At 63.6% G+C, this 24361-nt stretch carries 20 protein-coding genes; 9 read left to right on the top strand and 11 right to left on the bottom strand.

The genetic code is table 11. The annotated features are described in order from the left end of the window. Positions 1-21: 21 nt before the first annotated feature. Positions 22-576: a 16S rRNA (guanine(966)-N(2))-methyltransferase RsmD gene (rsmD, locus tag ACVMIM_RS18845; protein ID WP_476113824.1), complete on the bottom strand. Its 555-nt coding sequence runs from the start codon at positions 574-576 to the stop codon at positions 22-24. Next, positions 557-2509: a pseudouridine synthase gene (locus ACVMIM_RS18840; protein ID WP_476113823.1), complete on the bottom strand. Its 1953-nt coding sequence runs from the start codon at positions 2507-2509 to the stop codon at positions 557-559. The genes rsmD and ACVMIM_RS18840 overlap by 20 nt, the downstream gene beginning before the upstream one ends. 180 nt (positions 2510-2689) lie before the next feature. Between ACVMIM_RS18840 and ACVMIM_RS18835 the strand changes: the two genes are divergently transcribed. Next, the gene (locus ACVMIM_RS18835) at positions 2690-3151 is read left to right on the top strand and encodes a nucleoside deaminase (RefSeq protein ID WP_476113821.1); all 462 of its coding nucleotides are present in this window, start codon (positions 2690-2692) and stop codon (positions 3149-3151) included. A gap of 77 nt (positions 3152-3228) precedes the next feature. Here the strand turns inward: ACVMIM_RS18835 and ACVMIM_RS18830 are convergent, their stop codons facing one another. The 6 genes from ACVMIM_RS18830 to ACVMIM_RS18805 all read right to left on the bottom strand — a co-directional run bounded on the left by ACVMIM_RS18830 (position 3229) and on the right by ACVMIM_RS18805 (position 11341). Continuing rightward, the gene (locus tag ACVMIM_RS18830) at positions 3229-3903 is read right to left on the bottom strand and encodes a hypothetical protein (RefSeq protein ID WP_476113820.1); all 675 of its coding nucleotides are present in this window, start codon (positions 3901-3903) and stop codon (positions 3229-3231) included. Between the two features lie 203 nt (positions 3904-4106). Further along, positions 4107-7076: an isoleucine--tRNA ligase gene (gene ileS / locus ACVMIM_RS18825; RefSeq protein ID WP_476113818.1), complete on the bottom strand. Its 2970-nt coding sequence runs from the start codon at positions 7074-7076 to the stop codon at positions 4107-4109. Positions 7077-7379: 303 nt separating this feature from the next. Continuing rightward, entirely contained in the window at positions 7380-8177 is a 798-nt protein-coding gene (locus tag ACVMIM_RS18820) for a MipA/OmpV family protein (RefSeq protein ID WP_476113816.1), read from the bottom strand. A 131-nt stretch (positions 8178-8308) separates the two neighbouring features. Then, positions 8309-8521 (bottom strand): hypothetical protein, encoded by a 213-nt coding sequence (locus ACVMIM_RS18815; protein ID WP_476113815.1) that lies wholly within the window; start codon positions 8519-8521, stop codon positions 8309-8311. A 23-nt stretch (positions 8522-8544) separates the two neighbouring features. Beyond that, positions 8545-10095, bottom strand: a complete 1551-nt coding sequence (locus tag ACVMIM_RS18810) for an acid phosphatase (RefSeq protein ID WP_476113813.1) — start codon at positions 10093-10095, stop codon at positions 8545-8547. A 163-nt stretch (positions 10096-10258) separates the two neighbouring features. Next, complete coding sequence (locus ACVMIM_RS18805; RefSeq protein ID WP_476117292.1) at positions 10259-11341, bottom strand: glycosyltransferase family 4 protein; 1083 nt, start codon at positions 11339-11341, stop codon at positions 10259-10261. Positions 11342-11639: 298 nt separating this feature from the next. On the opposite strand from ACVMIM_RS18805, the gene ACVMIM_RS18800 reads away from it, so the two are divergent. The 4 genes from ACVMIM_RS18800 (at position 11640) to ACVMIM_RS18785 (ending at position 15728) form a co-directional block, all read left to right on the top strand. After that, a complete protein-coding gene (locus ACVMIM_RS18800) occupies positions 11640-12551 on the top strand; it encodes a hypothetical protein (protein WP_476113812.1) in 912 nt (303 codons plus the stop codon). Between the two features lie 90 nt (positions 12552-12641). Further along, positions 12642-13607, top strand: a complete 966-nt coding sequence (locus ACVMIM_RS18795; RefSeq protein ID WP_476113811.1) for a glycosyltransferase — start codon at positions 12642-12644, stop codon at positions 13605-13607. 13 nt (positions 13608-13620) lie between these two features. Beyond that, positions 13621-15048, top strand: a complete 1428-nt coding sequence (locus ACVMIM_RS18790) for a glycosyltransferase family 4 protein (protein ID WP_476113810.1) — start codon at positions 13621-13623, stop codon at positions 15046-15048. Positions 15049-15173: 125 nt separating this feature from the next. Then, positions 15174-15728, top strand: a complete 555-nt coding sequence (locus ACVMIM_RS18785; protein WP_041001091.1) for an HdeD family acid-resistance protein — start codon at positions 15174-15176, stop codon at positions 15726-15728. 15 nt (positions 15729-15743) lie between these two features. Here the strand turns inward: ACVMIM_RS18785 and ACVMIM_RS18780 are convergent, their stop codons facing one another. Continuing rightward, positions 15744-16727 carry a bifunctional riboflavin kinase/FAD synthetase gene (locus tag ACVMIM_RS18780; protein WP_476113808.1) on the bottom strand — a complete coding sequence of 328 codons (984 nt, stop codon included), beginning with the start codon at positions 16725-16727 and terminating at the stop codon, positions 15744-15746. Between the two features lie 32 nt (positions 16728-16759). Continuing rightward, positions 16760-17620, bottom strand: a complete 861-nt coding sequence (locus ACVMIM_RS18775; RefSeq protein WP_476113806.1) for a TIGR01459 family HAD-type hydrolase — start codon at positions 17618-17620, stop codon at positions 16760-16762. 295 nt (positions 17621-17915) lie between these two features. On the opposite strand from ACVMIM_RS18775, the gene ACVMIM_RS18770 reads away from it, so the two are divergent. From ACVMIM_RS18770 to ACVMIM_RS18760, 3 genes are all read left to right on the top strand, one after another. Continuing rightward, entirely contained in the window at positions 17916-19814 is a 1899-nt protein-coding gene (locus ACVMIM_RS18770) for a pilus assembly protein TadG-related protein (RefSeq protein ID WP_476113804.1), read from the top strand. Positions 19815-20010: 196 nt separating this feature from the next. Then, a complete protein-coding gene (locus tag ACVMIM_RS18765; protein WP_476113802.1) occupies positions 20011-21984 on the top strand; it encodes a TadE/TadG family type IV pilus assembly protein in 1974 nt (657 codons plus the stop codon). 93 nt (positions 21985-22077) lie between these two features. Beyond that, entirely contained in the window at positions 22078-22710 is a 633-nt protein-coding gene (locus ACVMIM_RS18760; RefSeq protein WP_476113800.1) for a LysE family translocator, read from the top strand. A 154-nt stretch (positions 22711-22864) separates the two neighbouring features. Here ACVMIM_RS18760 and ACVMIM_RS18755 read toward each other — a convergent pair whose 3' ends face one another. Beyond that, positions 22865-23689 carry a DUF2189 domain-containing protein gene (locus ACVMIM_RS18755; protein WP_278050565.1) on the bottom strand — a complete coding sequence of 275 codons (825 nt, stop codon included), beginning with the start codon at positions 23687-23689 and terminating at the stop codon, positions 22865-22867. 165 nt (positions 23690-23854) lie between these two features. Here ACVMIM_RS18755 and ACVMIM_RS18750 point away from each other — a divergent pair, with 165 nt between their 5' ends. Beyond that, on the top strand, positions 23855-24361 hold the full coding sequence (locus ACVMIM_RS18750) for a CAP domain-containing protein (RefSeq protein WP_278050566.1): 507 nt from the start codon (positions 23855-23857) through the stop codon (positions 24359-24361).

Raw genomic sequence — 24361 nt, 5'->3', positions numbered from 1 at the left:
GAGAGAAGGGACGCGCCTCGCTCACTCCACCTCGATGAAGCGGATGATCGTTTCGCCGTAATTGCGCTCGTCGATCACGGAAAAACCGGGGCCTGGCTCGAACCGCGCCGAGGCAGTCTCCTCGACGACACAGAGCGCGCCAGGCAGAAGCCAGCCACCGGCCTTGGCCGAGCGCAGCGCGCGCTCGCCGAGCCCTTTGCCATAAGGTGGATCGGCAAAGACCAGCCCAAAGGGCGAGATCGTGCCGGCGTCGCCGAGATGCGTGGCGTCGCGGCGGAAGATCTTGGTGCGGCCGGTGAGCCCATAGATTTCGACATTCTCGCGGATCAGACCTCGCCCCTCCGTCGATTCCTCGATGAAGACGCAGTAGGAGGCGCCGCGCGACAGAGCCTCAAGCCCGAGCGCGCCGGTGCCGGCGAAGAGATCGAGCACGCGGCCGCCTTCGAGCTTTTCCGCGTAGCGATGCGCCAGGACGTTGAACACCGCCTCGCGGGTGCGGTCGGTGGTCGGGCGGATGGCATTGCTTTTCGGCGTCGCCAGCGGACGCCCGCGGAACTCACCGCCGACGATCCGCATCGCCGCCCCTCTTCGGACCGCGCGGCCTGTTGCCGCCATCGCCTTCAGGGCGCTCGCCGCGCGGCTTGCCGAACGGCTTTGCGCCCGATTTGCCCTTGCCGCCCGGTTTGAACGACGCCTTGCGCTTCTTCGCTTCGGCGGCTCTGGCGGCATCGGCCTCTGCCCTGCCCTTGCCGATCGGCCTGGCGCCCGGCGCCATCCAGACATTGGCCTTTCGCTGCCTCGGCGGTTCGATCGGCCTCTGCTCGCGCTCAGATTTCTTCCCGCCGAAACGAGGCTTGTCGCCGAAACCACGCGGCTTGTCACCAAAGCCGCCGCGGTCGGACTTCGCGCCGCGCTCGCCGAACACCCGCTCGGGTTTCGTCGAGAGCTTGCTCAGCGCCTCGTCGCGACTGTCTTCGCGGCGCTTGCGCGCTTTGATCAGCCCGCCCTCGCCGATCGGCCGGCGGTCACCGTCGCGGGTGAATTTCGGCCGTTCGACGTCCTCACGGCGCGGCCCGCCGCCGCGCACCGGCTTGTTGGAAAACGGTTTCTGGATTTCGGCATCGAAATTGGCGCCGGATTCCTCGATCAGCCGCTCGCCGAGCTGCTCACGCAGCACGCGCCCCTTGATCTCCAACACATGGCCTTCGGGAAGGTCCTCCAGTTGGAACGGCCCGTAGGAGATGCGGATCAGCCGCGTCACCTCGAGGCCGAGCGCACCGAGGATGTTCTTCACCTCGCGGTTCTTGCCTTCGCGCAAGCCGAGCGTCAGCCAGGCATTGGTGCCCTGCTCGCGGTCGAGAGAGGCCTCGATCGAGCCGTAGAAGACGCCGTCGACGGCGATGCCGTCACGCAGGCCGGCAAGCGCGCTCTCCTCGACCTTGCCGTGGACGCGCGCGCGGTAGCGCCGCAGCCAGCCGGTGGCCGGCAGTTCGAGCACACGCGCCAGCCCGCCGTCATTGGTCAAGAGCAGGAGGCCCTCGGTGTTGATGTCGAGCCGGCCGATCGTCATCAATCGCGGCAGATCGGATGGCAGCACGTCGAAGACGGTCTTGCGGCCTTCCGGATCGCGGTTGGTGGTGACGACGCCCGCCGGCTTGTGGAACAGGAAGAGACGCGTGCGCTCGATCGGCGGGATCTCGGTGCCGTCGAGATGGATGACGTCGTTGGCGCCGACGTTGAAAGCGGGCGAGTCCAGCACCTTGCCGTTGACCTTGACGCGGCCGGCGGCGATCAGTTCCTCGGCGTCGCGGCGCGAGGCGATACCGGCGCGCGCCAACCGCTTGGCGATGCGCTCGCCGCTCTCCGGCGCGGCTTCCGAGGGACGCGGCCGCGGCTTGAACCCTCCTTCCGGCTTTGAGGCGCGCGGACGATCGCTGAAATTGCGTTTCGGCCGGTCGGCAAAGTCGCGTCCGGGACGATCGCCGAACTCGCGCTTGGGGCGGTCGAAACGGCGTTCGCCGCGCTCGCCCTCAGCGGTCGTCGGCCGGTCGCCGCGCAACGCGTAAGGCTTTCGGCCTTCGCGTTTCTCGAAGGGCTTGCCGTCGCCCGGCGGGCCTTTACGGAAGGGTCGTTCGCCGCGCTCTGCACCTTCACCGACCTCGCGCGGCTTGTAGCTGCGCTTGAAGTCGCGCGCCGGACGCCCGCTTTCCGCAGCCATCGGGCGGTCCCCGCGCGGCGTATAAGGCTTGCGGCCTTCACGCTTTTCGAAGGATTTGCCGTCGCGCGGCGGACCTTTGCGGAACGGTCGCTCGCCGTGCTCCGCGCCCTTGCCTGTCTCGCCTGGCTTATAGCTGCGCTTGAAGTCGCCGCGCTCGCCTCCGGCGGCCACCGGCCGCTCACCCTTGGCAAACGGCTTCTTGGCGCCGAAGCCCGGCTTGCCGCCGCGCGGGCCGGCCGGTTTCGAGCCGCCCTTGCGCGGCCCGCGTGGAGATTTCTTGTCGTCGTCCATTACTTTGTCCGTCTTCGCCTGCTACGACGCCGCGCGCCCTTGCGGACGCCCAACGCAGGCAGTGTCATTCTTGATTTTGCGCATCCAGCCGCGCGGCAAAACCGATTCCGGTTTTCAAGGTCTCGCGCTAGATAACAGGATCACTCCCGGGTGGCGAGAAGTAATCGGAATGGAAACCGCTTGAAACGACCGCATTTCATGGCCTTGGCGCTTGAGGAGGCCGAGGCGGCCGCCGGCCGCGGCGAGGTGCCGGTCGGCGCCGTCATCACCAAGGGCAGCACCGTGGTCGCGAAAGCCGGCAACCGCACGCGTGAACTGTCGGACCCGACCGCGCATGCCGAGATGCTGGCGATCCGCGAGGCGTGCCGCAAGCTCGCCAGCGAGCGGCTGACGGGCCACGACCTTTATGTAACGCTGGAACCCTGCGCGATGTGCGCGGGCGCCATCTCCTTCGCCCGGCTGCGGCGGCTCTATTTCGGCGCCGCCGACGAGAAAGGCGGCGCGGTGATCAACGGCGTGCGCTTCTTCGCGTCACCGACCTGCCATCACACGCCGGACATCTATCCGGGGCTCGGCGAGAGCGACGCCGCCCTCATTCTCAAGGATTTCTTTCGGGAGAGACGGAATGGCGGCGAGTGGTAGTGAGTAGTGAGTAGTGAGTAGTGAGTAGTAAGTGAGTAGTGAATGAATGCTACTATTCGCTATTCGCTATTCGCTATTCACAGACCCAGCCAATCGAACCAGCCGCTCTTCTTGCCTTCCGCCTGCGCCTTGAGGCGGCGCTCCTTCTTGTACTCGTCCTCTCCGAGCTCGTTCTGCGGCGCGGTGTCGGCGGGCTGGCGATAGGCGAGCGGCGGCTCACTCAGATATTTGCGAACAGTCGGGTCGCCCTGCTTCTGTTCGGCGAGCCGGCGCTGAATCTCGGCGCGGCGCGTAGCGCTGGAATCATCCGGCGACCAGCGCGGCGGATGGCTGGAGCCCGACTCGGCCATCGCCTTCTTCACCGCTTCGGGATCGGTCTGCACGTCCTCGACTGCTTCCGACTGGTAGTTGGGATCGTTCTGGTGCGCGGTGGCGTCGGCGCGGATGCGGGCGCGGCGCGCCTCCGGCGATTCGGGCCAGTCGGCGCTCGCCGTCTGAATGCTCTGCTGCGGCGGTGGCAGGCTTTCCTTTTGCCCCGGAGCGGGCTTCACCAGGTCGGGACGCGGCTTGTAGTCGATCGGATCGCGACGCTTCGGCGTGATCGAGGCGGCGCCGGAAACATCGTCGAAGAGCTGCGCGGCAGCGGTCTTGCCGGTTCCGTAGGTGGGCGAACTCACACAGCCGGACATTGCGATGGCCGATACCACAAGCGGCGCCACCAGCGCGGCGCGCGCAAACGTTCTGTCGGTCATGCCAAAAAGTCCCACTCTAACAGCCTCTCGGTCGCCACCGGCCAACGGCACGGTCCCCTTCTTCCCCGCACTTGCGATGGAAATCCGGCGACAATTTGTCTGCCGGAGTGTCGCGTGTTTACCTCAACCACTTGTTAAGGGCAACGCATGGGCGGTTTCGGGCCGCCCGGCGTGGCACTTTTGCACCGGCTTATAAACAGTGGCTAGAGTCGGCCCAATGCTCTTAGCTCGTGCAGCACGGCCGCATCGCGGGCCGAGACATCCGGGAATTCCGGATCCTGGCCGACATCGGCGGTGTAGCGCCAGGAGCGCGCGCATTTGACCAGACCGCGATCCTCGGCTTTCTCCACCACCACCGCCACGCCCGTGACGTCGTCGAGCGTGAAGGCGCCTTCCGGCGCCTTGCCACGGCTGATGACGAGGTCGCTGGTGATCGCCATCTCGGCCATGTCGACATCAGCGATCGCCGCTTCCAACGCGGCGTCGTCGAGGGTGACCACCGGCACGGCTTCCAGGGAGGAGCCGATCACCTTCTCGGCCCTTGCGATCTCGAGCGCTCCGGTGACCACGCGGCGCACCTGCCTCACCTTGCGCCATTTCTCGGCAAGCGCCTCGTTCCTCCAGCTTTCCGGAATTGCCGGGAACTGGTCGAGATGCACCGAGACGGCTTCCGGATGGCGGTCGAGCCAGGCTTCCTCGGTGGTGAAGGGCAGCATCGGCGCGAGCCACTTCACCAGGCACTCGAAGAGATGGCGCACCACCTGCACGGCCGCTCTGCGGCGCAGGCTGGACGGCCCGTCGCAGTAGAGCGCGTCCTTGCGGATGTCGAAATAGAAGGCCGAGAGCTCCACCACCATGAAGTCGAGCAATGCGCGGGTGATGCGCTTGAACTCGAACGCGTCGTAGCCCTGGCGCACCACCTCGTCCAGTTCGGACAACCGGTGCAGCATCAGCCGCTCCAGTTCCGGCATGGCCTCGACCGGCACATCCTGGCCATCGTCATGGGCAAGCGTGCCCAGCATCCAGCGGATCGTGTTCCTGAGCTTGCGGTAGGCGTCGATATTGGTCTGCAGCACGTTCTTGCCGAGCCGCTGGTCTTCCCAATAATCGGTCGTCACCACCCAGAGCCGCAAGATATCTGCACCGGACTGCTTGATGACATCCTGCGGCACGACGGTGTTGCCGAGCGACTTCGACATCTTGCGGCCTTCCTCATCCATGGTGAAGCCATGGGTGATGACCGTGTCGTAAGGCGCCTTGCCCCTGGTGCCGCAGCTTTCGAGCAGCGAGGAATGGAACCAGCCGCGATGCTGGTCCGAGCCCTCGAGATAGACGTCGGCCGGCCATTTGAGATCCGGGCGGTCTTCCAGCGTGAAGACATGCGTCGAGCCGGAGTCGAACCAGACGTCGAGGATGTCCATCACCTGGTGCCATTTCGAGGCATCGTGGTTGCCGAGGAAGCGCGCCTTGGCGCCCTCGGCGAACCAGGCGTCGGCGCCCTCCTTCTCGAAAGCATCCATGATGCGCCGGTTGACGGCCTCGTCCTTCAGCACGTTGCCGTCCTCATCGGCGAAGACGGCGATCGGCACGCCCCAGGCGCGCTGGCGCGACAGCACCCAGTCGGGGCGCTCCTCGATCATGGCGCGGATGCGGTTCTGGCCCGCCGCCGGCACGAAGCGCGTATCGTCGATCGCCTTCAGCGCGCGGCTGCGCAGCGTCGTGCCGTCGCCGAGGTCCTTGTCCATATGGACGAACCATTGCGGCGTGTTGCGGAAGATGACCGGCTTCTTGGAGCGCCAGGAGTGCGGATAGCTGTGCTTCAGCCGGCCGCGCGCGAAGAGCGCGTTGCGCTTGATCAGCTCGTCGATGACCGCCTGGTTGGCATTGCCCTTCTTGCCGTTGTCGTCGATGACGCGCGCCGCGCCACCTTCGCGCCCCGGGCCGAAGCCCGGCGCGTCCTTGGTGAAGAAGCCGGCATCATCGACGGTGAAGGGGATCGTGGTGTCGACGCCGCGTGCCCGAAGGTCAGCGGCCGCTTCCATCCAGGCATCGAAGTCCTCGCGGCCATGGCCGGGCGCGGTGTGCACGAAGCCGGTGCCGGCGTCGTCGGTGACATGCTCGCCGGCAACCATCGGCACCGGGAATTCATAGCCGCCGCCGAGCCCCTTGAAGGGATGCGAAAGCGTAAGCTTGCCAAGCTGTTCGGCCGATACACTGTGAAGCCTGTTCAACGTAACCTTGGCCTTGGCGGCGCATTCCTCGGCCAAGGCGTCGGCAAAGATCAGCTTCTCGCCGGGCTGCGGGCCGAAGGCGTTCTCGGCCGCCGTCACCTCATAGAGGCCATAGGCGACACGCGGCGAATAGCTGACCGCGCGATTGCCGGGGATGGTCCAGGGCGTGGTCGTCCAGATGACGACATGCGCCTCGACCAGATCGAGCGCGGTCTCATCCAGCGCCGGCGCCGTATCGGCGCCAACGACCGGCTGGGCGAGGCTCGCGACCGGGAATTTCGCCCAGATCGTGTCGCTCTCATAGTCCTGATACTCGACCTCGGCCTCGGCAAGCGCGGTACGCTCGACCACGCTCCACATCACCGGCTTCGAGCCGCGATAGAGCTGGCCGGACATCGCGAACTTCAGCAGCTCGCCGGCGATGCGCGACTCGGCATGGTAAGCCATTGTCGTATAGGGATTGTCGAAATCGCCGATGACGCCGAGGCGCTGGAACTCGCCGCCCTGCACCTTGATCCAGTTGGCGGCGAAGTCGCGGCATTCCCTGCGGAACTCGTTGACCGGCACCTCGTCCTTGTTCTTGCCCTTGGCACGGTACTGCTCCTCGATCTTCCATTCGATCGGCAGGCCGTGACAGTCCCAGCCCGGCACGTAATTGGCATCGTAGCCGCGCATCTGGAAGGAGCGGTTGATGACATCCTTGAGGATCTTGTTCAGCGCATGGCCGATATGGATGTTGCCGTTGGCGTAGGGCGGGCCGTCATGCAGTACGAATTTCTCGCGGCCGGCAGCCTCCTCGCGCAGCTTTTTGTAAAGGTCCATGTCCTGCCAGCGCTTGACCAGGCCCGGCTCCTTCTCGGGCAGCCCGGCGCGCATAGGGAAATCCGTCTGCGGCAAATAGAGCGTTTTGGAATAGTCGATCGTCTCAACGGTGTCGGTCATTGATCTGCCATCTCAGGGTACCCGACGACAAAGCCGGGCGTTCAAGTCTTGCTTTGACGCGTATCGTTTTCCCAAAACCGAAGCCACCTTCGGGCAATATGCGTTGATGTTCATGAAAAAACGCGAGGGGCGCGCGCGAAACTCCCGGCGGCTCCAGCGGCGCTCAGGCCGCCCGGAACACCGGGCCCGTAATTCGTATCGCGATCGCGAAAAGGCGCGAAAAGCTCGTCATGGCGTGGCTTTTAGCGGATGGCGCGACAGGAATAAAGCGCGGATTTCAAGGCGTGAAGCCGCTTTCACGACCTACATCGTGAAATTGAAGCGGTAAGTGGTCGAGACACCGAAGGTCCACTGGTTGCGGTCGCCCCGTTCCTTGACCAGGCTGGAATCGGCAGCCGGCCCCATCAGGCGCGAATACTCGGTGAAGACGCTCGCCGTCATCGGCTCCGTCACTTTCCAGGTGATCGCGCCGCCGAGGCCTGTCGATTTCACGCCGCCGCCCGGATGGTACTCGCTCAAGCCCGAAGCCGCCGCTTCCTTGGCGCTGACGCCGTAATAGGCGTCGAAATAGTTGGACGAGGCGAAAGAGACGCGCGGGCCGCCAGAAATGCGGACCGTCGGCGTGATGTCGTAGAAGGCGTCGGCGGCAATATCCGCGACGAAACCGTTATGGGCTCGAATGCCGTGCGTGAGCTCCGCCCGCGCCCTCACCCAATCCAGCGGGTAGAATTCGAAGAAGCCGCCCGCCTCGCCGCCCCAGCGCACCGGATCGAGGCCCTTCAACTCGTCCTTGCTCTCGCGCGAGAATATGAACTTGCCGGTCAAGCCGGCGCGAACGGAACCGTCATCGATCAGCGCCAGCGAGATGTTGTCGTTGCGTGAGGTGAAGCGCGCCTCGGGACCGGCCTTGCCGAGCGAGATGATCGGCTGGGCGCTCAACATGTATCTCTTGCCGCCCTCGAAATTCGGCGCGACGAGAGCCGTGGCGCCGAGGGTGAGATACCAGTCACCGGATATCCAGCCGCCTTCGCCGGCCTGGGCGACAGGCGCTGTGGACAGACCTACGGCGAGAGCCAACGGAATCGTCCCGACAATGCGCATTGTGACCCCCTACGCGAAACGCGCCGGCGGCACCACCCGCCGACGCGCAAGCCATGCCGTGCGTTCGGTAAAATTTGATTTAAAATCGGTACACGGTCGGCAGCATGCGAAGATGAGGACGGCCCACCGGATCAGGCGTTGCGCGGCGCGGCCGGCGGGTCCAGCAGCCTGGCCACGGCCTTGGCACCTTTTCCGCCGATACGCGCAGATCCGTCCTCACCCACCTCCACCGTGGCGCCGTTGGCGAAGCTGAGTGACCACCCGTCGTTGCTGGCGTTGCGCCGGCGGTCGGTGAGTTCAATGCCGCCGGCGGTGACCAGCGCGACAATTCTGTCGGCGTCCATCTTCGTCCTCCGGATACGGGCCATCAATTCAGATCGAGCCCGCCGGTGAGATCGCCGAGCGGCGGCTCCCCATGCGCTGCGACCGCCTTGTCACGAACAACGATGCCATGCAGGACCGGCAGCTCGAAGCGCTCTGTAATGAAGCGCAGGATCGACGTCGTGTCATAGGGCGTGTGATCGACGTAGCCGTGTTTGGCGAAGGGAGAAATGATGATCGCGGGGATGCGCGTGCCGGGACCCCAGCGATCGCCCTTGGGCGGCGCGACGTGATCCCAGATGCCGCCATTCTCGTCATAAGTGACGACGACCAGCATATGCGGCCATTGCGGGCTTTTCTCCAGATGCGCGACGACATCGGCAATATGGTGGTCGCCGGCCTGGATGTCGGCATAGCCGGAATGCTCGTTGAGATTGCCCTGGGGCTTGTAGAAGGAGACCTGCGGCAGGACGCCATCGTCAACGGCCTGGATGAAGCTCACGCCGCCCAGCCCGGCATCGCGCAGATGCTCGCGTCTGGCTTCGGTGCCCGGCGCGAAGTTGGCGTAATAGTTGAACGGCTGGTGGTGGTACTGGAAATTCGGGATCGGCGTGTGGTTGCCGTGTTCAAGCGTGTACTGCCAGGCGCCCGAATACCACGCCCAGCTGACGTGCTTGAGGCTAAGCACGTCGCCGATGGTCGGCTCCGTCTGCGGCGGCAATGTCGTGGGCTTGGCCGGATCGGCCAGGCGCGGATCGCCGCCGGGCGCCGGATCGTTGCCGCTGGGCTGGTAGGGTGGCTGCATCGTGTTCACCGCGTAGAAATCCGGCGTCAGATTGCCGTCGGAGACGAATTTCGGGATGCCGTCGCGCGCCGATTTCGGCGAATTGTCCGCGACCTTCAGTGCTGTGCCGCTAGCGTCCGTCACCGCGATCGACGGCTTGGCCGGGTTCTTGTCGGCATCCGCATAATAAGGCGCGCAGGCGCAGATCAGCCATTGATGATTGAAAAAAGAGCCGCCGAAGCCGCCCATGAAGAAATGGTCGGCCAGAACATACTTCTGCGCAACGGCCCACATATCGCCCTTGGAGGTGTCCCAGTTGCTCATCGGCATGGCGCCTGAATCGCCCCAGGCGACGAACATGTCGTTCTTGCCGCCGTTGATCTGCATCTGGTTCTGGTAATAGCGGTGCCAGAGATCGTGCGTTATGACGTTGAGTGGGACGTTGAAACCTTTCGCGTCGTTGACGGTGAAAGGCGCGTTCGGAAGGTGCTCGGTCATTGACTGCGTCACCGGCGGCGTAACGCCCTTGGCAGTCAGCCCGTCCCAGACCGGCGGCAGTTCGGACAAGACGGAACCGTCACGGTCACGCTGCTGCAGGCTTTCCGGGCTCGCCTTGTCGATGCCCTCGGCGCCGGGAAAATGTCCATAGAGATTGTCGAAAGCGCGGTTCTCCGCGAAGATGACGACCACCGTTTCTATTTTGGAAATGCCGTCCGGCGGATCGCCTGGCTGGGCTGCGGAGGCGGAAACCGGAGCGGCAGCACACAAAGCGAGAGTCGAGGAAATCAGGGCAAGCCCACAAGAGCGCTTCATCACCGTACCTCACCAGTGGTGCAAAACAGGATGACACCAGCTTCGGCGCGCCTTTGCAATAGCGGCGACTCTGGGCGGCAGTGGAACGACCCTCCCTGACGATAGCATGCGCCAGGCACAGCGGCAGCGCCCTTGGCGATTTGGGATCGCTTATGTCGCTGCGCTAAGCGGCACGCCGGTTGCGGCGCAGGCTCTCTATCAGATCGCAGGCCGCTTCCAGTCCGCCGGTAAGCGGGTTTGACGCTCCGTAAGCAAGGGCCGCCTGATGCCATTGCGCGCGGACTGCCGGATCGCCGGCCCTCAGGATCGCCTGCCGCCAGATTTCGGGATCGTCGCGATTGGCCACGACCAGTCCCGCCCCGCTGGCCTCGACATATTTTGCATATCCGCACGCGTCCGAGGTGATAACCGGCAGGCCATTCGCGAGCGCCTCGAGGATCACCGTGCCGGTATTTTCCAAGCGCGCCGCGTGCAGCATGAAATCGCTCGCAACCACGATCGCCGGGATATCTTCCTGGATGCCCATCAGCGCGACCCGATCCGACATCCCCGATTTGGCGATCAGGCCGCGAAGCCGGATTTCTTCCTCACTGCCCTTTCGAAAGCCGGCAACCAGCCAATGTATCCCCGGGAACGGCTCAAGAGCCTTTACCGCCCGGTCGAGACCTTTCACCTTCAATCTGTTTGCGATGCTCAAGGCAATGACCGCTTCGCGAGGAAGCCCAAAGCGATCGCGGATATCACTGCGGTCGCCGGCCTGCAGTTCCGGTCTGCAGCGTCGCGGATCGAGCGTCGGCCCGACGACGTGGATGCGAGATCCCTCGGTTCGCCAGAAGTCGCGGTAAAGCGCTGCCTGGTTTTCGCTGAGCGCGATGATCTGCGCGGCGTTGCCGGGGGCAAAGATCATCGATTCGAGGTTCTGCTGGCGAATGAAGCGGGGCGAAAACGGCCGCCACCAGCCGAGCTTCGAGGCAAAGTAAGGTGGGTCGCCGGCATAGTAGATGTCCAGGCCAGCCATCTTGTTGAACCCGACCACGCAGTCGAAATCCCGCCGGGCCGCCAGGACGGTCCTTCCCAGCGCATATTCGGTGCCCGGGTTGGAGAGAACCCGTGCCGGATGGACCTTTATTGTCGCCGAGCTCTCGACATGACCGACCTGGCGCGTCGTCAGGATCGTCACGCTATGGCCGCGCCGGATAAGGTGGTCGCTGATATTGAGACAATCCCTTTGCAGCCCCCCGTTCATAAAGAGGGCAGAGATTGCGCAGCAGATTCTCATCGCATCTTCCGGAGCGCCGTCTTACCCCAGTCAGGTCGGCAGAGAGCATCCGGGTGCGCCCGGACTTCTCCGTTCAAACAAACAAGCAGGGCGCGTAAATGTCAGTCGTGTCGAAAATACGAATATGCTGTATATAATCGGTTATCAAGAGACTTGGATGCTGCCGCGTTCGAGCTTTTCCAAAAGCCAGTTGGAGCGCGCGCCCACGCAATTCCCCTGATCGACCGCGATTGCCGGGCCGGACTCGATTGAAAGCTGCCATACCGTGCCAAAGGCCCTGCGCGAATATGACTGGCGGCAATGGCTGAGGCTGCAGCCGCCAATACACGCCATCAAGACTGCCCGTTACCGGCGAATCGACCGGAGCTTTCTGCGTCAACCGGCCACGGACGGCAGTATCCAGGATATTCGTGCCGCCGCCCAGGGCCGCCATGTCCTGCTGACGGTAGCCTTCGGCGATCCCCAATGCCTGGATCTGCAATTGCGGCTGACCAGGGGACTTGTTCGTCACGATCTCCATATCGTGGCCGACAATAGCGTCGATGAAGCTTCCGCAGACGAGAACAGACGGGTTTGCGCGAAGCGTGGCGCCGCCTATATCAGGCTGCCGGCCAATCCGTGGACCGTGAAAAACCCGAGCCGGTCGCACGGCGCGGCGCTCAACTGGATGTGGCACAATGTGCTCAAGCCTGCCGCACCGGCCGCGTTCGGATTCCTGGACCAGGATCTTTTCCCCACGCAGCGATGCGACCCGTTCGAACCTCTTGAGGCCACGGCCTTCTACGGCGACCTGCGCTGGGCAGGCGCGCGATGGTATTTGTGGGCCGGCTATTGTTTCTTTCGATTCGACGCGGTCGGCCGCGAGCCTCTCGATTTCGGGCTCGACTGGTTCGCCGGCCTCGACACGGGCGGAGCCAATTGGGAGGTGCTCTATCGGGACGTGGACCCGGACACGGTGCCGCAACGGCCGATAAATGCATTCGCCGCCTTGCCGGGGATTGATCTCAGACAGGCCTATTGCGAATGGCGGGGAAGCTGGCTTCATGAAGTCGGCCTCGATGGCGACCCGTCGTTGAAGGCGAAAAAGCGTGAGGCGGTCCTGCGGCTGCTCGCCCCCGCCCTTGCGGTCTCCTCGGATCGGCCAGACAAGGAAATTGACAGTCGACAGATCGGCTGAACTCTGGAATTGGAATTTTTGAGACCTGACTGCCGCATCCGGCAATCGACGGCCATTCGATCGCGGCCGGTTATCGCAAGGATCATTCTATTGCCGACAGTAAGCGTGATCATTCCGGTGAGAGACGGCGCACAATATGTCGGCGAGGCCCTGCAAAGCATCCTGGACCAGGATCTGGCGGACATCGAAGTGATCGTCGTCGACGACGGATCTTGCGATGACAGCGCCGCGATCGCGACGTCGATCAGCGATCGTGACAGCCGCGTCAAAGTTGTCGCCAACAGCGGCAAGGGGATCGTCGATGCGCTGAACATGGGGATTTCACTCGCACAGGCTTCTCTCGTGGCGCGCATGGATTGCGACGACGTCTCGCTGCCCAACAGGTTGCGCCTGCAGGTGGCGCGTTTCGAGGCGGATCCCGATTTGCAGCTGCTCGGCACGGCGGGATTGCAGATCGACCGGGAGGGAAAGCTGTTGAGGCCGATCGAGGTCCCCGTCGGCAACGACCCGTTGCGGGACGCGCTTGCCAGATATAATCCCATGCTCCATCCGACGGTGATGTTCCGGACCGAGGCTGCCCGGCGAGCGGGAGGTTATCGTCGCGCGTTCACCTATGCCGAAGACTACGATCTATGGCTGCGGCTTTCCGAGGCGGGAAAACTGGCCAACATGGAAGTGCCGCTCGTGAAGCTGAGATCGCATCCGGGACAAGTATCGCGCGTGAAGCAGGACCAGCAAAAGGCGGCCGCGGCATTGGCCAGGCAGTCCGCGCTGTTGCGTCGCCATCGCGCCGAGCCGTTCGATGTGAACGGCCAACCCGCGCAGACAATCGCGAGTTTTCTGGCATGGCGTGCCGCCACGGGGGTCGGCGTCTCCAGCCTGGAAAGACGCGACATCGAGTTGCTGTTGCGAAGCGCGGGCATACCCATCGCCGTCACGTGCAAGCTGCTGTTCCTCACTGCTGTCGGCGCCCCCTCTTTCGGGACGCTCGCGCTCGGACCTCGATTGGCCTGGCGCAGGATGATCGCGCGCCCTGCAAAGATGCGGCCGAACTGATGCGGCCCGGCTGATGCGGCTTGTCGTCGATCTCACGAGCATGGCGCGCTGGCTCGGCCCTCCGGTCGGCCTGGTCCGCGTGCAGCGGCATTACAGCGCGGCGGCGGCCGCGTTCGAGGCGTCCGAGGTGGCGTTCACGGTGTTCGACCCGATCGACCGGGTCCTCAGGCAGGTTTCGCCGCAGGTGTCGGCAGAGATTATCGCCGGCGATATCTCATGCGACATGAGTTTCTATCCGGACCCGGCGCGCATCAAGACGCGGTTTTACGATCGCTGGCCCAACTGGGCGCGGCAATTGCTGATGGCGATCATAAAGCCGCGCCGTGTCCTGATAACGGAAATCGGCGCTTTCGGCCGGCGCAATCCCGGCAGTAGTCTTCTTCCTGTGCTTGAGCGGATCGAAAACCGGCTGATGAAGGCAAACGAGCGGCGGCTGGTCGCTCGCGACGACGGTTCACGCGTCCGCATCATGCCGCTGCGGACGGTGGCCGGCGACAAATACAAGCCGGCGTCGGGCGACCATCTGCTCTTGATGAACAATGACTGGTCGCACACCGATATCGAAGCCATTTCGCGCGAGTGCCGTTCGGCGGACGCAAAGCTTGTCGTGCTCTTGAACGACATCATTCCGATCCAGTTTCCCGACTGGTACAAGCCGCATGACGTCAAGCGATTCAGGCACTATGTGGATTTGGCGATCAGGTTGGCGGACCGGTTCATCCTGACGTCGAAGCGGGTCACCGCCGATATCGAGGACCATGCCGCCAAGCTCGGCGTCCGCCTGCCGGAGCTGAGGCATGTCCCTCTCGGCTGCGACAGCGCCCGCAAGTCGAAGGCGGACGGCCGCTTGCCGGACGGGCTCGATAAGGATCGCTACATCCTCTTCGTTTCGACCATCGAGCCACGCAAGAACCATTCGCTGCTCATGAATGTCTGGCGCCGCCTCGTCCTTGACGGAACGGTCGCGCGCAGCGGCATGAAGCTGGTTTTCGTCGGCCGCAGCGGCTGGATGGTCGAAGAGGTCCTGGCGAAGCTTCACAGCCACCCTGACTACGGCAAGAGCCTTGTCCATCTCGACAACGTCGATGACGCAACGTTGTCTCTTCTTTATCGCAACAGTGCGTTCTGCGTGTACCCGTCGCTCTACGAGGGATACGGGCTGCCGCCCGTTGAGGCGCTGGCCTACGGAAAGGCGCTGATCGCCTCGACGGGCGGAGCCATCGCCGAAGTCGTCGGCTCGTCGGGACTCTGCCTTGATCCGCTCGACGCGGAAGGGTGGGAAAGCGCCATGCGCGGCTGGATCACCTCGCCCGCGGCCCGTGCTGCGTACGAGGCGAAGGCCACGGAATTCGTGGCGCGAAGCTGGGAGCAGGCCGGCCGGGAGACGCTGGAGGCGGTGCTTGCGCCATTTGCGGACGAAGCCTTGCCATCGCGAGAATGACCGCCTTCACGGTCGGGGGCCGCCGCCCGCCCGTAGGTCGACCCGTGTTGCTGGACGGACAATACTATTGGGTTTAGCTTTCCCTCACCGTACAACCGGTGGTGAATTTCGAGGGAGATGAAACCATGACTCTGCCAAGCGACGCTCTCAAGGACACGATCGGCCAGACGCGGGACAAGTGGGGATGGTTCGTGGCGCTCGGCGTGTTGCTGCTGATCTTCGGCGGCATCGCTTTCGGCAATCTGTTCATCGCCACCGTTGCCTCCGTCTATGTCGTCGGCTGGCTGATGCTGATGGCAGGCATCATCGAGATCATCCATGCCTTCGGGGTCAAGACCTGGGGACGTTTCTTCTACTGGCTGCTGAGTGGCCTGCTCTACGCCGTCGCCGGCTTTTTCGCCTTCTACAACCCGTTGCTCGCCTCCGCGGTGCTGACGCTGCTATTGGCGATTGCGCTCGTCGCTTCGGGGCTTCTGCGGTCCTGGGTGGCCTTCAATCACCGGCCGCATGAAGGCTGGGGGTGGCTGCTCGCGGCCGGCATCATCACCATTCTGCTCGGCCTGATGATCGCCATGGGTTGGCCGGTGAACAGCCTCTGGGTGCTAGGCATATTCCTGGCGATCGACCTGGTGTTCCAGGGCTGGAGCTTCATCGCCATCGGGCTGGCGCTGAAGCGATAGAAGCAACAGGACGATCTAGAACGCGATCTCGGCGTCCAGTTGCGAGAGCGGGCGCACGCCCGCCAGCAGCGCCCTCGCCTCGGCCTCGTCGTTTTTCATCTGCGCCACCAGCGCGTCGAGGCCGTCGAATTTGAGCTCGGGCCGCAGGAAGCCGAAGAACGAAACCCGGCAGTTCTCTCCGTAGAGATCGCCGGAAAAATCGAAGACATATGTTTCGAGCAGTGGCGCACCATTGTCATCGACGGTCGGACGGCGGCCGAAGCTGGCGACGCCGTCATGAAGCGTGCCATCGGCGCGACGGAAGCGGACGGCATAAATCCCTTCCTTCAAGGCCGCTTCCAGCGAAAGCCGCATATTGGCGGTCGGGAAGCCGAGAGTGCGGCCAAGCTGCTGACCGCCGATCACCTCCGCCTCGACGGTGAAACGGTAGCCGAGCAGGCCGGCGGCCTCCTCCGCCCTGCCCTCGGCGAGCAGTTCCCGGATGCGGCTCGACGAGACAACCTCGGCGCCTTCATCGCGGAAGGCGTCGACCAGCGTCACCCCGAAGCCGTGCCGTTCTCCGGCCGCCATCAGAAAGGCCGGACCACCCTGGCGGTCCTTGCCGAAATGAAAGTCGAAACCGGTGACGGCGTGGCGGATGCCGAGGTTCTTCTCCAGCACATCGGTCACGAAAGCCTGGGGCGAGAGCGAGGCAAAATCGCGCGTGAACGGCTGCTCGACCAAAGCGGCAAAGCCAAGTCCGGCGAGCAGCCGCGCCTTCATCGGCGGCGGCGTCAGCACGAAGAGCGGCACCTGTGGCCGGAACACCTTGCGCGGATGCGGCTCGAAGGTGAGCACCAGGGCGGGCACGCCGCTGCGGCGCGCTTCGCTCAGCGCGCGCTCCAGGACGGACTGGTGACCACGATGGACACCGTCGAAATTGCCGATCGCCACGACGCCGCCGCGCAGGTGCGCGGGCAGCGGCGCGATCGCCGAAAGACGTTCGAAGGCTTGCTTCATGTCGAGGCGCCCGTCATGGCCAGACTACCAACCTATTGCAGACGCGGAATGACGGCGACCGGCCGGTAGCCGTGCCTTTCAAGGAAGCCCGCCAGCCTTTCCGGATCGGGCCGCAGCGGATCGCCATAGTCGCGAGCGTGGATGCCGCCGGAGACATAGAGCACGTCGAAGCCGTTGTCGGCCGCGCCCTTGATATCGGTCATCATGCCGTCGCCGATGGCGAGGACTTCCCTGCGCTCGACGGCGCGGCCGAGAAGGCCAGCGACCTCCTTCATGGCGACGTCGTAGATCGGCGCGAAGGGTTTTCCGGCAATCAGCGTGCGGCCGCCCAGTTGCGCGTAATCTCGCGCGAGCGCGCCGGCGCACCAGATGGTGCGCTCGCCGCGCTCCACCAGGATGTCCGGATTGGCGCAAATGAACGGCAGGTTGCGGGCCCGCAGCCGCTGCAGCAATTCGGTATAGTCGGCGGGCTTCTCGACCTCGTCGTCATAGAGGCCGGTGCAGACGATGCCGGAGGCCTCGAATTCCTCGACGAGATCGACGTCGAGCCCGTCGTAAAGGGTGAAATCGCGCTCCGGACCGATGTGAAATATCTTCCTGGGTCCTTCGGCGATCAGGTCGCGGGTCACGTCGCCGGACGTAACGACCCGGTCGCAGGCATCGGTTGGAACTCCGATGACCTTCATCTGGGAGACGACGTCGGCGCTGCGACGCGGCGAATTGGTGATCAGCACGACTGGCACATTGGCCGCACGCGCCCTCGCAAGCGCCGCCGCGGCGGCCGGAAAATGCCATTCGCCATTGTGCACGACGCCCCATACGTCGCACAGGATAGCGGCGTAGCGCCCCGCCAGATTGTCGAGCGAAGCGATGATGTCAGGCGAACCCGCCATGCCATGTCCCTGATTTCGATCCCTGACAAGACCGCGACAGCCATTCTTCGATTCAGACGCCGCCACGGCCGGTCCCGCATAACCGAAGCGCTTCATCCTGTCACGAGCTTTCCCGGTCGCCAGCTGTCGAGGTGGTGCCGCAGCCTCGCAAAGACAGAGTTAACGCGCCGTCAAAAAGGCGGCGCGTTGTTGATCGTTTCGCGCAAGCTGAAATTTAACGATTTATGACCATGGTAGCACACCAACTACGACCATGGTCGTATTCCAGCATGGGTCCTTGGCGGGGGTAAGCACAATGATCCGCGATTTTTTTTGCGATAGGCGTGGAAACTACGCCTTGATGACTGCCATCACGATGATACCGCTGATGGGCGGCGTTGCGTTGGCGGTCGACTATACGGAGTTGGTGCGCGAGCGGCAGGAGACGCTCAACGCGCTTGACGCCGCCGGCATCGCGACGGCACAGCAGATCGTCGCCGGCGCCAGCGATGCGGAGGCAAAGGCCTATGCCAAAACCTTCTTCGAGGCCAATCTCAGGCACGTCCTTCCGGCGAACACGACGCTGACGGTAACCCTGCCGAACAACAATGCGGGCGGCGGCACGCTCATTCTCGAGGCCGCGCTGAAGTACAAACCTTATTTCCTGCCGGCCGCAGTGGCGCTGCTTGGCGGAACCCCGGGCCAGACCACCGTCAACTTCTCGGCCAGGTCCGAGATCCGCCTCAAGAACACGCTGGAAGTGGCGCTGGTGCTCGACAATTCGGGCTCGATGAACGATATCAGCGTCTCGAATAAAGTGCGGTTCGACCTATTGAAGAGCGCCGCCAAGCAGCTTGTCGATCAATTGGCGGGGCAAGCGCAGTTGATGAAACAGGTTTCCAAGCCGGTGCAGTTCAGCCTCGTGCCGTTCGCCGCGTCGGTCAATGTCGGCCCGGCAAACGCCTCGGCAAGCTGGTTGGACCAGGATGGCATCTCGCCCATCCAGCATGAGAATTTCGACTGGACGACCATGGACCAGTCTCATTCGCCGTGGCCCACGAAATACGTCCAACCCGTCGGCGGCGCCTGGTACGCGCGTGGTGCAGGTTGGGATAACACGCAGAGGGATCGGCCACTGACGCGATTTTCGCTCTACAAGCAGATGCAACGCGTCGCAAGCACGACGTCCACGACAACATGCACGGGTACAGGCAGGAACAGGGCGTGCACGACCACGACAACGCCAAACTATGCCAGCATCGCGGGTTGGGGCGGCTGCGTGGAATCCCGCCCATACCCCTACAACATCCAGGATACTCCTGCATCCACCGCAACTCCGGCAACATTGTTCGTCCCGATGTTCGCTCCGGACGAAACCGACAATATCGACGGCTCTTGGCGCTCCGCCTACAGCAATTGGCATGCCGATGTGTTGACGACAGGTACGGATGCGGAGCGGCAGCGGTACATGCCGAAGTATTTCAATCCGGGAACCGCCGTCACCCCGGCCTACGGGTCGGACGCCGGCCCGAATACAAGTTGCAGCACCACTGCGATCACACCGCTCACCGATGTCTCGACCACGGCTGGTTCAACAACCGTCAAGGCAGCTATCGATGCCATGACCGCCAATGGCGCCACCAATGTACCGGAAGGCATGGCCTGGGGCTGGAGAACTCTTTCCAGCACAGCCCCATTTACAGAGGGCCGCGCTGAAAGTGAAAAAGGCAACGATAAGGTTTTGATCGTTCTGACGGACGGCGCCAGTACCTATTACACACCAAATTCGCTAGGATACAATGACCTGGCGGCTACCAAGTCTACTTATTCCGCACTGGGTTATGTGAAACCTTACAATACCTCCTACGCCTACGGCCGCATGTTCCTCGGCACGAGCAACAGCGTCAGCAAGACAGACTATTCGAATGCCACCTACACCAAGGCCATGAACGAGCACTTCGCCACGCTTTGCGATAACGCAAAGGCCGCCAACATCATCGTCATGACCATCGCCCTCGACCTTAATTCGAGGAACACGGCCGAGGCGGCGCAGATGGCGGCCTTGAAGACCTGTTCGTCGGATTCGCGCTTCCGCAAGGATCCGACCGACCCGAGCAAGCCGGAGAAGCTGTTCTGGAACTCGACTGGCGACTCACTGTCGAAAGACTTCCGGGACATCGGCAACGAATTGTCGAACCTGCGCATCGTCAGTTGATCGCCCCCGACGAACGATCGACGACGCCCGCCCAGGCGGGCGTTTTTCATCGTAGGCATGCTGTCATAATTGGCTTGGTTAGCGATTGGTGAAGTCGCCGTTAAGCAATCGACCAGTTTGCCAAACCGGTCCTTCAGCGTTTTGTGGAAGTGTGGTCCGACAGAGAATCCGCCGGCGGGGGGCCGCTTCAACTACAATGCGCAAATCCTGGCATCAATTCTGCCGTGACCGCCGCGGCAACTATGCGCTCATGACGGCAGTCGCCATGGTGCCGCTGATGGGAGCGGTGGCGATAGCCGTCGATTTCAGCGAGCTCAACCGCCAGAAGCAGATGGTGCTGAACGCCCTCGACGCCGCCAATTTCGCTGCCGCGCGGCGGCTTGCCGAAGGCGCCACCGACGACCAGATCAGGGCCTACGCCGTCGACTTCTTCAACGCCAACCTCAACAGCATCGACCCCGCCAATATCTCGCTCAACATCACGCTGCCGACCAACCAGGCCGGCGGCGGCCTGCTTACGATGAGCGCGACGCTGAACTACCGTCCTTACTTCTATCCGTCCTCCTCGCTGCTTGTCGGCGCATCCACGATCGATGCGAACAAGTCGATCAGCCTCGGCATGGACTCCCAGGTGCGGCTGAAGAACACGCTGGAAGTGGCAATGGTGCTCGACAATTCGGGCTCCATGACAACGCCTGGCACAGGCACGGGACAGAAGCGCATCGACCTGCTCAAGCAGGCGGCCAAGCAACTCGTCGACACGCTGGCGCAGCAGGCCTCGCAGATCAAGCAGATCGACAAGCCGGTCCAGTTCAGCCTGGTTCCGTTCGCGGCCTCGGTCAATGTCGGGCCGGACAACGACAACGCCCCATGGATGGACACCTACGGGCTGTCACCGGTCGCCAATGAGAATTTCGACTGGTCGACGCTGAACGCGCCGGACAAATACGCCCAGAAGACCAACGGCATGTGGTATAAGAAGGGCACCGGCTGGGGCACGGAGGAGGGCCAGATACTGACCCGCTTCGAGCTCTACAGGGACATGAAGGTCGTCACCAGCCACGAACGCATCGCTGGCAGCAAGCGCGTCGTCTGCGACGAATATCGCGACAACCACACTTGCAAGCGCAGCCACGACGAATACGACTATATCGATACTTACGGGCCGTTCGCCAGCTGGCAGGGCTGCGTCGAGGTCCGGCCTTACCCTTACAATGTCGACGACACGCCGGCATCCGGCGGCCCTAACAACACCGGCATTGGCGTCGGAGACCCCGCGACGATGTTCGTGCCGATGTTCGCTCCGGACGAACCCGGCAACCACTGGTACGTGACCCAGGACCCGGATGAGCCGAGGCCGGTGACCTATGGCGCGGCCAACAGCTGGTGGAACGACGATCCGTCGAGCACCACCGGCAAGACGCGCCAATCCAACATGGCCAAGTATTTCATGCCCCGGCCGATCAATGCACCGGTGCTGTCGAAGGGCGCCGGCCCGAACTACAGCTGCACCACCACGCCGATCACTCCGCTCACCGACGTCACCACCACGGATGGGCTGGCGGCCATCAAGGCGGCGATCGACCTGATGCAGCCCAACGGCAACACCAATGTGCCCGAAGGCATGGCCTGGGGCTGGCGCACCGTCTCCAGCGCCCCGCCCTTCACCGAGGGGCGGCCGGAAACCGAACGCGGCAACGACAAAGTGGTCATCGTGCTCACCGACGGCGAGAACACCTATTCGACGGTTAATCCCGACCCGGCCGGCAACAAGTCGACCTATGCCGCCTATGGCTATACCGGCGTCGGCTATAACGGCACTTCGGTCACCCGCCTGTTCGGCGGCACATCGAGCGCCATCGGCCAGTTCAACTATTCGTCGAGCAACTACACCGCGGCGATGAACGAGCAGATGACGAAACTGTGCGACAACGCCAAGGCGGCCAAGATCATGGTGATGACAGTCGCGCTCGACATGTCGTCGACCAGCGCAAGCGACCAGAAGGCGATGGCCGCGCTGAAGGCCTGCTCTTCCGATTCCCGCTTCCGCAAGGATCCGACCGACCCCAGCAAACCGGCCAAGCTGTTCTGGAACGCGACCGGCGCAACGCTCTCGGACAACTTCAAGGAGATTGCCAACGAGCTGTCGAATTTGCGGGTGGTCGGGTAAGCTCGCCTTGCGCTGGCGCAACAGGCTCTGACCGCCAAGCCCCTTGCGAGTTCCCGCGAAGCGGCGCACATCTCGAGCCATTCCGGAGATCCTATGCCCGACGCCGCCAACCATCTCACCTTCGCGCTGATCTGCCTCGGCATGGTGCTCACGCCTGGGCCGAACATGATCTACCTGATCTCGCGCTCACTGTCGCAAGGGCCGAAAGCCGGGCTGATCTCGCTCGGCGGCGTGGCGCTGGGCTTCCTGTTCTATGTGGTCTCGGCAGCCTTCGGCATCACCGCGCTCATCTTCGCAGTGCCTTACGCCTATGACGCGCTTCGCTTGGCCGGCGCGCTCTATCTGCTGTGGCTTGCCTGGCAGGCGCTGCGGCCCGGCGGGCGCTCTCCGTTCCAGTTGCGCGAGCTGCCCAGGGACCGGCCGCGCAAGCTTTTCGTAATGGGGCTGATGACCAACCTGCTCAATCCGAAGGTGGCCGTGCTCTATCTGTCGCTGCTGCCGCAGTTCATCAATCCGGCCAAGGGCCATGTTCTGTCGCAGCTTCTGGTGCTCGGCGTGACGCAGATTTCGATCAGCCTCACCGTCAACGCCATCATTGCGGTGACGGCCGGCTCGATTGCCACCTTCCTCGCCGGGCGGCCCTTCTGGCTGATCGTGCAGCGCTGGATGATGGGCACGGTGCTGACGGCGCTGGCCTTGAAGATGGCGACCGAGGCGCAGCGTTAGGTGCATTGATATTCAGGTGAGGCCGGGTTGCGAATGACGGCTGTCCGCGCTTCCGGTGCTCACGTACTTGAGTACGCTCCGCTCCGGTTCTCGACAGCCATCATTCTCGATTCGGCCTGACCTGAATCTCAACGCACCCGGGCGCCCTTGAGATCTACATCGGCCGGCGCACCGGCCGGATCTGCTCCGGCTCGACCACCTTGCGGTATAGGTGCCAGGTCGCGTGACCGAGGATCGGCATGACGACAGCAAGGCCCGCAAACAGCGGGATCGAGCCGATCACCAGCAACACGGCGACCGTCAGGCCCCAGAGCGCCATCGTCAGCGGGTTTGCCATCACCACACGGGCCGAGGTTTCGATCGCCGAGACGGCGCCGACGTCGCGGTCGAGCAGCAGCGGGAAGGCAATGACCGTGGTGGCCAGAACGACGACGGCGAAAACGAAGCCGACGGCGTTGCCGACCAGGATCAGCGTCCATCCCTTGCCGGTCGTCAGCAGGTCGCGCAGAAAAGCGCCGACCGAAGCGGGCGGCTCGGCGCCGAACAGGCTGGTATAGAGGGACTGCGCGGTGAATAGCCACAACAGGAACAGCGCGAAAAGCAGGATGCCTATGACCGCGATCGACGGCAGCGCCGGCGAATGGCGAACATCGAGCGCATGATGCCAGCGGCTGCTCATGCCGAGCTCGCGCCGGCGGCTGATCTCATAGAGGCCGATGGCCGCGAATGGCCCGATCAGCGCGAAGCCCGACATCAGCGGATAGACGAGCTGGATGGCGTTGGAGCCGGAGCTCCACCGCGTCAGGATCAGGCCGACGATCGGATAGATCAGGCACAGGAACACATAGTGCGACGGCTTGGCCCAGAAATCCTCGGCGCCAAGCCTCAACGCGTCCCAGAGATCCGACGTGGTGATGTGGCGCACCGTGGGCTGCACATGCATCCCATGCGCGTCCGCCATGACATGAAAACCGGCCATAACCGTCCTCCGTTTCTCGCGGGGGCGGTCACCGCCAGGGTGGCCGCCCGTGGCTGCCACTTCATGAACATGGCGATCATAGCCGATCTCCCAGGGAATGTCGCCGGATAACGCGATTTTCAACGCCTGCCCGGCAAAAGCCACGATCGCCGGTATCAGAGGCCTATGACCAGCCTGATCACCGATTCCCGCAATATCGACAGACGCACATTGCTCACGGCCGCCGGCCTTGCGGCACTCACCACTATTGCCGCCTGCACCAGCGTCTCGCTGCCGACCGGCGAAGGCGCCGGCGTGTCGTCCTCCGCCACAAGCACGTTGAGCACGATCCGTTCGTCTGCCGGACTGCCGGCCCTGATTCCGGACGCCCAGCTCGAGCAGGCGGCGCTGCAGCAGGCCGGTTATATGGCGTCGCGCGCCCGCATGAGCCACACCACCGGCTGGGGCAAGGATTTCGCCTCGCGGATGAAGGATAACGGTGTGCGGGGTGCCGCGGGGGAGAACATCGCCGAAGGCCGCTTCGATCAGCACAAGCTGTTCGACATCTGGATGCATTCGGACGGTCACCGCCGCAACATGCTCGACCCGGACTTCAGCCGCTTTGGCCTCGCCTATGTGCGCGACGGCCGCGATCCTGCCCTGCGTTACTGGGCGCTGGTGCTGGGCAGATAG

The organism is Mesorhizobium sp. USDA 4413 (assembly GCF_056280365.1).
This window is presented reverse-complemented; position numbering and strand designations above follow the sequence as displayed.

What these genes read in the sequence shown, in the direction of transcription:
- rsmD (WP_476113824.1), bottom strand. Translation starts at nt 576, where the DNA reads ATGCGGATCGTCGGCGGTGAGTTCCGCGGGCGTCCGCTGGCGACGCCG.
- ACVMIM_RS18840 (WP_476113823.1), bottom strand. Translation starts at nt 2,509, where the DNA reads ATGGACGACGACAAGAAATCTCCACGCGGGCCGCGCAAGGGCGGCTCG.
- ACVMIM_RS18830 (WP_476113820.1), bottom strand. Translation starts at nt 3,903, where the DNA reads ATGACCGACAGAACGTTTGCGCGCGCCGCGCTGGTGGCGCCGCTTGTG.
- ileS (WP_476113818.1), bottom strand. Translation starts at nt 7,076, where the DNA reads ATGACCGACACCGTTGAGACGATCGACTATTCCAAAACGCTCTATTTG.
- ACVMIM_RS18820 (WP_476113816.1), bottom strand. Translation starts at nt 8,177, where the DNA reads ATGCGCATTGTCGGGACGATTCCGTTGGCTCTCGCCGTAGGTCTGTCC.
- ACVMIM_RS18815 (WP_476113815.1), bottom strand. Translation starts at nt 8,521, where the DNA reads ATGGACGCCGACAGAATTGTCGCGCTGGTCACCGCCGGCGGCATTGAA.
- ACVMIM_RS18810 (WP_476113813.1), bottom strand. Translation starts at nt 10,095, where the DNA reads ATGAAGCGCTCTTGTGGGCTTGCCCTGATTTCCTCGACTCTCGCTTTG.
- ACVMIM_RS18805 (WP_476117292.1), bottom strand. Translation starts at nt 11,341, where the DNA reads ATGAACGGGGGGCTGCAAAGGGATTGTCTCAATATCAGCGACCACCTT.
- ACVMIM_RS18790 (WP_476113810.1), top strand. Translation starts at nt 13,621, where the DNA reads ATGCGGCTTGTCGTCGATCTCACGAGCATGGCGCGCTGGCTCGGCCCT.
- ACVMIM_RS18785 (WP_041001091.1), top strand. Translation starts at nt 15,174, where the DNA reads ATGACTCTGCCAAGCGACGCTCTCAAGGACACGATCGGCCAGACGCGG.
- ACVMIM_RS18780 (WP_476113808.1), bottom strand. Translation starts at nt 16,727, where the DNA reads ATGAAGCAAGCCTTCGAACGTCTTTCGGCGATCGCGCCGCTGCCCGCG.
- ACVMIM_RS18775 (WP_476113806.1), bottom strand. Translation starts at nt 17,620, where the DNA reads ATGGCGGGTTCGCCTGACATCATCGCTTCGCTCGACAATCTGGCGGGG.
- ACVMIM_RS18770 (WP_476113804.1), top strand. Translation starts at nt 17,916, where the DNA reads ATGATCCGCGATTTTTTTTGCGATAGGCGTGGAAACTACGCCTTGATG.
- ACVMIM_RS18765 (WP_476113802.1), top strand. Translation starts at nt 20,011, where the DNA reads ATGCGCAAATCCTGGCATCAATTCTGCCGTGACCGCCGCGGCAACTAT.
- ACVMIM_RS18760 (WP_476113800.1), top strand. Translation starts at nt 22,078, where the DNA reads ATGCCCGACGCCGCCAACCATCTCACCTTCGCGCTGATCTGCCTCGGC.
- ACVMIM_RS18755 (WP_278050565.1), bottom strand. Translation starts at nt 23,689, where the DNA reads ATGGCCGGTTTTCATGTCATGGCGGACGCGCATGGGATGCATGTGCAG.
- ACVMIM_RS18750 (WP_278050566.1), top strand. Translation starts at nt 23,855, where the DNA reads ATGACCAGCCTGATCACCGATTCCCGCAATATCGACAGACGCACATTG.